This is a genomic window from Dietzia sp. DQ12-76, assembly GCF_014145045.1.
Taxonomy (GTDB): Bacteria; Actinomycetota; Actinomycetes; order Mycobacteriales; family Mycobacteriaceae; genus Dietzia.
In genome coordinates, this window is record NZ_JAALDV010000100.1 from 1 (window position 1) to 6,323 (window position 6,323).

The 6,323-nt window shown below is 68.7% G+C and carries 7 protein-coding genes and 1 pseudogene; 3 read left to right on the plus strand and 5 right to left on the minus strand.

The annotated features are described in order from the left end of the window. The 4 genes from G6019_RS17690 to G6019_RS04610 all read right to left on the minus strand — a co-directional run. Positions 1 to 262: NAD(P)-dependent oxidoreductase (locus G6019_RS17690; RefSeq protein WP_309230158.1), on the minus strand; the 262-nt coding region annotated here is incomplete at its 3' end. Beyond that, entirely contained in the window at positions 175 to 957 is a 783-nt protein-coding gene (locus G6019_RS04600) for a phosphoadenylyl-sulfate reductase (protein ID WP_107755322.1), read from the minus strand. The genes G6019_RS17690 and G6019_RS04600, both read right to left, overlap by 88 nt. Continuing rightward, positions 954 to 2,642, minus strand: coding sequence for a nitrite/sulfite reductase (locus G6019_RS04605; RefSeq protein ID WP_107755321.1), 1,689 nt, complete (start codon positions 2,640 to 2,642; stop codon positions 954 to 956). The genes G6019_RS04600 and G6019_RS04605 overlap by 4 nt, the downstream gene beginning before the upstream one ends. 153 nt (positions 2,643 to 2,795) lie before the next feature. Then, complete coding sequence (locus tag G6019_RS04610; RefSeq protein WP_107755320.1) at positions 2,796 to 2,981, minus strand: hypothetical protein; 186 nt, start codon at positions 2,979 to 2,981, stop codon at positions 2,796 to 2,798. Positions 2,982 to 3,217: 236 nt separating this feature from the next. Here G6019_RS04610 and G6019_RS04615 point away from each other — a divergent pair, with 236 nt between their 5' ends. Beyond that, positions 3,218 to 3,364, plus strand: coding sequence for a hypothetical protein (locus G6019_RS04615; RefSeq protein WP_182611984.1), 147 nt, complete (start codon positions 3,218 to 3,220; stop codon positions 3,362 to 3,364). 102 nt (positions 3,365 to 3,466) lie between these two features. On the opposite strand, the gene G6019_RS04620 is transcribed toward G6019_RS04615, so the two are convergent. Next, the gene (locus tag G6019_RS04620; protein WP_309230159.1) at positions 3,467 to 4,357 is read right to left on the minus strand and encodes a patatin-like phospholipase family protein; all 891 of its coding nucleotides are present in this window, start codon (positions 4,355 to 4,357) and stop codon (positions 3,467 to 3,469) included. A 56-nt stretch (positions 4,358 to 4,413) separates the two neighbouring features. Here G6019_RS04620 and G6019_RS04625 point away from each other — a divergent pair, with 56 nt between their 5' ends. Together G6019_RS04625 and G6019_RS04630 are read left to right on the plus strand one after the other, a co-directional pair. Continuing rightward, on the plus strand, positions 4,414 to 5,883 hold the full coding sequence (locus tag G6019_RS04625; RefSeq protein WP_182611983.1) for an alanine/glycine:cation symporter family protein: 1,470 nt from the start codon (positions 4,414 to 4,416) through the stop codon (positions 5,881 to 5,883). Further along, positions 5,880 to 6,323: pseudogene (locus tag G6019_RS04630) on the plus strand (adenosine deaminase); the annotation flags it as partial. The gene G6019_RS04625 and the pseudogene G6019_RS04630, both read left to right, overlap by 4 nt.

A 6,323-nucleotide genomic window follows, 5' to 3' on the forward strand; every position in this document is an offset into this window, starting at 1 on the left:
CGACCCGGACCACCGCCCCGGCGTCGAGGAAGGTCTCGGCGCGGCGGACCGACACGGGCCCCGCGCCCACCACGAGCACCTCCCGGGCGGACAGCCCCACGGTGAGAGGGAGGCCGTCCAGCGTGGGTGCCGCCGACCGCTCGACCGCAGGTCCCGCGTCGGCGAAGGCGATGGTCACAGGTGGATGCCGCACTCGGTCTTGGAGGAACCGGCCCAGCGACCTGAGCGCGGATCCGCTCCGGCTTCGACGCGGTGGGTGCACGGTTCACAGCCTATCGACGGGAAGCCGTCGTCGAGTAGGGGGTTGAGCAGGCACCCGTGCTCCTCCGCGTAGGCGTGCACGCGATCCAGGGTCCACGCCACGAGCGGGTTGATCTTGATCATCGAGTGCTTGGCGTCCCACTCCACGATCGCCGCGCCGGCGCGGTGGTCGGTGTCTACGCGGCGCAGGCCTGTGATCCACGCCTCGTAGCCGGACAGAGCCGCGTCGAGCGGCTCCACCTTGCGCAGGCGGCAGCACAGCTCCGGGTTCGTCTCGAACGGGCGCGGGCCGAGCGCGGCCTCGTGCTCCTCGCGGCTCGCGGGGCTGCGCACGTCCACCACGTTGAGCCCCGGTGTGGACGCGAGGGCGTCCCGGACCCCGATGGTCTCGGAGAAGTGGTACCCGGTGTCGAGGAAGAGCACGTCCACGCCCGGGGCGTACTGCGCGGTCATCTCCGGCACGACGGTGTTGGCCATCGAGCAGGCCACGGCCAGGGCGTCCCCGAAGGTCTCACCGGCCCACGCCAGGACCTCGGCGGGGTCGACCTCACCGTGGCGGCCGTAGAGTCCGCGGTCGTCGAAGCGACGGGCCGCGTCCTCGGCGATCGCCTTGAGCTCCTCGGTGGTCCGGCGCCGGCCGGGGCCGGGGGTCAGGACGGTGCTGCGGGGCAGCAGATCGAGAGCGACTGCGGTCATACCAGGACCTCCTCCTCCACCCGGTGGGCCCACTCGGCGAAGGTCTCGCCGTCGGCACCGGTCTCCCTGTACTTGCGGATCACGCGCTCCACGTAGTCGGGCAGATCCGCGGAGGGCACGCGCAGGCCGCGGACCGTGCGGCCCAGGCCGCCCGACTCCTGGTCCTGGGAGGCCAGGCCACCACCGAGGTGGACCTGGAATCCCGGGGTGTCGCCGTCGAGCAGCTGGCCCTTGAGCCCGATGTCGGCGGTCTGGATGCGTGCACAGCTGTTGGGGCACCCGTTGAGGTGGATCGACAGCGGCGTACGCAGGGGAGCCTCGTCGGCGAACCGGCTCTCGAGCTCACCGATCAGCGCGGTGGCCGTGTCCTTGGTGTCGACGAAGGCGAGTTTGCAGAACTCGATGCCGGTGCACGCCATGGTGGAGCGGCGGAACGAGCTGGGCCGGGCGTGCAGGCCGATCTCCGCCAGCCCCTCGACCAGCTGCTCCACCTTCTCCGGCTCGACGTCCAGCACGAGCAGCTTCTGGTGCGGGGTGAAGCGGACCCGGTGGGAACCCGCGGCCTCGGCGAGGTCGGCGACCTGCGCCAGCTTCTCCCCGCCCACACGGCCGACGGTGGGAGCCGCGCCCACGTAGAAGCGGCCGTCCTTCTGCTCGTGGACACCCACGTGGTCGCCCGAACCCACTCCACGCTCGGGGGCGGGGCCGTCCGGGAGTTCGCGTCCCAGGTACTCGTCCTGGAGGACCTGGCGGAACTTCTCGGCACCCCAGTCCTTGATGAGGAACTTGAGGCGGGCGCGGGTGCGCATCCGGCGATAACCGTAATCGCGGAAGATCCCCACCACGCCGGCCCACACCTCGGCCGCCTCCTCCTGACGGACGAACACGCCGACGCGGGTGGCGAGCTGCGGGTTGGTCGACAGTCCGCCCCCCACCCAGAGGTCGTATCCGGGGCCGAGTTCGGGATGCCGGACGCCGACCAACGAGATGTCGTTGATCTCGTGGACCACGTCCAGACTCGGGTGCCCGGTCATGGCGGACTTGAACTTGCGCGGGAGGTTGGAGAACTCCTCGGTACCGATGTACTTGGCCTTGATCTCCTCGATCACCGGGGTCGGGTCCAGGATCTCCGACTCGGCCACGCCGGCCACCGGGCTGCCGAGGATCACCCGGGGGCAGTCGCCGCAGGCCTCGACGGTGTCGATCCCCACGTCTTCGAGACGCCGCCAGATCTCCGGGACGTCCTCGATGGCGATCCAGTGGTACTGGATGTTCTGCCGGTCGGAGATGTCGGCGGTGCCGCGTGCGAAGTCGGTCGAGATGCCCGCGAGGACCCGCAACTGATCGGTGGTCACCGCTCCGCCGTCGGTCCGGACCCGCATCATGAAGTACTCGTCCTGCAGCTCGTCGGCCTCGAGCTTGGAGGTCCGGGAGCCGTCCAGACCCTGCTTGCGCTGGGTGTACAGGCCCCACCAGCGCATCCGGCCCGACAGATCGTCGGACGGGATGGAGGCGAAGCCCTCCTTGGAGTAGGTGTCGAGGATGCGCTGGCGGACGTTGAGCGCGTCGTCGGTGAGCTTGAACTCCTCGTTGTGGTTGAGGGTGAGCTTGCCGTCGATCTTCCACTGGCCCTGGGGCTTGGGGGCGCGAGCGGGTCGAGCGGGGCGGGAGGCGGTACCGGTCATGACGGCGAGGGTAGCCGCCGACAGACCGGTCTGTCTAATGCGCGCGGGCGACCCGCCCCTCGCGATCCACCCCTTGTCGACGGCCGCCTCCCGACGGGATCAGCCGCCCCCCACGAGGGGAGGCGGCTGAGAATCACCCCGTCGTGCGACCTGTCAGACCGGCGGCATGATGGTCGACCCCAGGTCCTCGGCGATCCCGAACACCGTCATCCAGAGAGCCTCCACGATGTGAACCGGGAGGAATGTCAGGGTGTCGACGAGCGTCGACCCTGTGTCGGTGGCCAGACTGCCCACCACGCCGACGGACGAACCGGCGAACTCCACGAGACTTCCCCACATGATGAACTCCTTCCAGAGCGGCCCTGGACAGCCCACCCGTTGGACTACATCTCGGTCGCCCTGATCTGATCATAGGACGATCCTCATAAAGTAGGAACCCCCCAGTGAGCGGGATGCGAATAGCCTGAGAAGGTTTACTCTGAGGGCGAGTTTGTGGAAACCACGGTCGATCGTCAGTAACGTGAACCACAAGTCCCGCCAGACAGTGGGGCGCCACCTCTCGAAAGGACACGCCAATGTTCTCTGATTTCTGGTACTCCCTCGCCAACGGCTCCGTCGACCTCGTCCCGAACGTCGGGTCCGCCGCGATCGACGGCCTTCTCCGGCTGCCCGCCTACATCCTCGACACCCTCGGCGGCGGCGCGGAGCTCTTCGGCTCCTGATCGACCCCGCTGATCGGCTCTCGGAGCCCAGCACGAGCGCCCCGGTGGTCCGCCACCGGGGCGCTCGTCATTTCGTGGGACCCGTCAGCACTCCGACGGCCATCACATCCCGCAGAACTCCATCCAGGCGGCGACCTCTCGCCGCGCCTGCTCCCGCCCGAGGACGTACGCCTCGGCGAGCCGGTCCACCCTGCGCTCGTAACTCCGGATCAGGACGCGTTCCGGGCGGAACACCACGGCGCCACCCGACGCCTCGAGGGCCTCGATCTCGTCGAGGGTCTCGTTGTAGAGCGCCCACCTGTGGAGGAGCGCCTCCCCCACGGCCGGAAAACGCCGGAAGTACGAGCGGTAGAACGGGGTGAGGCGCCGCGGCGGGATCTTCCGGTACCCGCTCGGCTGGGTCAGCACCACCAGGAACTTCTCGTATCCCGCCTCGCGCGCGGCGGACAGCGGGATCCCTCCGTCACGGCCCAGCGCCCCGTCGACGTAGTACTCGCCGTCGATCAGGACCGGCGGCATCCACACCGGCATCGTCGAGGACGACCTGACCATCCGCATGAGCTCTGACATGCTCGCGGCGTCCTCCTCGGTCCAGAAGACCGTCGCACCGTCCGAACACCGGAACGTCCCGATCCTCGCAGCCGTCCCGCTCTGGGAGAACGTGTCGAAGTCGTACGGCAGCACCTGGTCCGGGAGACCGGTCTGCTCGTAGATGTACTCCGCGTTGAACAATCCCTTTCCGCGGGCGAAGCTGCGCCAGTCGCCGAAGTTCGGATCGGCCGCCAGTTCGACGAAGCTCTTCCTCGCCCGGACCGGTTCACGGGAGAGATAGTTGGCCACATGGGTGGCGCCCGCAGAGATTCCCGCGGCCATTCCCCCGTGGATATCCGCGCCGATGAGGGTCTCCACCACCCCCGCCGTGTGCACCGCCCGCATTCCCCCGCCCTCGAACAGGACGGCGACATCCGGAGCGGTGGGCGATAAGTCGGTCACGACACCCAGGGTAAATCGCCCCGTCACTTCGATGATGATCGACTACCGTCTCCGAAGTGAGCGCAATCGCCGACTTCATCGCATCCGTCAACGATGTCTACTGGTACGCGGTCATCGCGCTCCTCGTCATCGCCGGCCTGTACTTCTCCTTCACGACCCTGATCGTGCAGATCCGGATGTTCCCGGAGATGTTCAGGACGATCGTCGAGAAGCCCTCGGACATCGAGCCGGACAAGAAGGGCATCTCCGCCTTCCGCGCCTTCACCGTCTCCGCCGCGTCCCGCGTGGGCACCGGGAACATCGCCGGTGTCGCCATCGCGATCACGGTCGGCGGACCCGGTGCGGTGTTCTGGATGTGGATGTTGGCGATCATCGGCGGCGCCACGGCGTTCATCGAGTCCACGCTCGCCCAGCTCTACAAGGTGCGGGGCAAGGACTCCTACATCGGTGGCCCCGCCTACTACATCCGTGACGGACTCGGGTGGAAGCCGGTGGCGGTCGCCTTCGCGGTGATCATCACCGTGACCTACGGTTTCGTCTTCAACGCAGTCCAGGCCAACTCCATCTCCGCGTCCGTGCGCAACCAGTTCGGTCTCGAGGGGCTCGGGCCGGGCCTGCTCATCGGCGTCGTGTTGGCCCTGGTGGTGGCCGCGGTGATCTTCGGCGGCATCCGGCGACTGTCGGCGGTCACGGAGATCGTGGTCCCGCTCATGGCGATCGCCTACATCGTCGTCGCCCTGGTGGTCGTGGCGATCAACATCACCGAGGTCCCGGAGATGATCTCGCTGATCGTCGGCCACGCCCTGGGCTTCCGCGAGGTCGCGGGCGCGGCGATCGGCGCGGCGATCATGCAGGGCATGCGGCGTGGCCTGTTCTCCAACGAGGCCGGCATGGGCTCGGTCCCCAACGCGGCCGCCACCGCATCCGTCTCCCACCCCGTCAAGCAGGGGCTGGTGCAGGCCCTCGGCGTCTACTTCGACACCCTCGTCGTCTGCTCGGCGACCGCGTTCATCATCCTTCTCGCCAACCCGGACTTCGGCGGCGACCGCGAGGGCATCACCCTCACCCAGGATTCGCTGGCCTCCCAGGTCGGCGACTGGGGAGTGCCCTTCCTGATGGTGGTCATCTTCTTCCTCGCCTTCTCCTCGATCCTCGGCAACTCGTACTACGGCGAGGCCAACATCCGCTTCCTCCGCGAGAGCCCCATGGCCCTGCGGGTCTTCCGCGTCCTGGTCGTCCTCGCCGTTCTCGGTGGCTGCCTGGGCTCGGTCGACCTCATCTGGAACCTTGCGGACCTGTTCATGGGCGTCATGGCGACGATCAACCTCATCGCGATCATCCCCCTCAGCGGGCTCGCGGTGGCGTTGTTGCAGCACTACCTGCGCCAGAAGGCCGAGGGCCACAACCCCGTGTTCCACCGGGACGAGCTGCCCCGGGCCCGGAACGTCACGTCGTGGGACGGCTCTGATCCGATGACGCTGCAGCACGTCGCCGACAAGGCGCGCGACGTCGAGCCGAAGGAGTGAGTCAGCCGGCGCGAGCCGGGCACTCCCCCGCATACGAGCGCTACGCCGTCCTGCCCAAGGCGCACCTGCACGTCCACCTCGAAGCCGCCATGCGCCCCGGGACGATGCGCGAGTGGTGCGCCGAGGACGGCGTGGAGGTCCCGCCGCTCGTCGACTTCCCCGACTTCAGCGGCTTCCTCGACGCCTACGGAGTGCTCATCTCTCTGCTGCACACCCCGGAGCGGCTCGGCCGACTTCTCGACGAGGTGGTGGCCGACGCCGCCGCCCAGGGCGTCGTGGCGCTCGAGTTCGCCTCCATCCCGGACAAGTCGGCCGCCTTCGACTCAGCCGAGGAGGCCCTGGAGTTCATCCTGCCCGCCGCCTCGGCCGCCGGCCGGCGCCACGGGGTGTGGACCGGTGCCATCGTGAGCATCGACCGCGGGGCCGGGCCCGGGCACGCA

Coding starts and splice junctions, on each gene's coding strand:
- G6019_RS04600 (WP_107755322.1), bottom strand. CDS start 957: ATGACCGCAGTCGCTCTCGATCTGCTGCCCCGCAGCACCGTCCTGACC.
- G6019_RS04610 (WP_107755320.1), bottom strand. CDS start 2,981: ATGTGGGGAAGTCTCGTGGAGTTCGCCGGTTCGTCCGTCGGCGTGGTG.
- G6019_RS04605 (WP_107755321.1), bottom strand. CDS start 2,642: ATGACCGGTACCGCCTCCCGCCCCGCTCGACCCGCTCGCGCCCCCAAG.
- G6019_RS04615 (WP_182611984.1), top strand. CDS start 3,218: ATGTTCTCTGATTTCTGGTACTCCCTCGCCAACGGCTCCGTCGACCTC.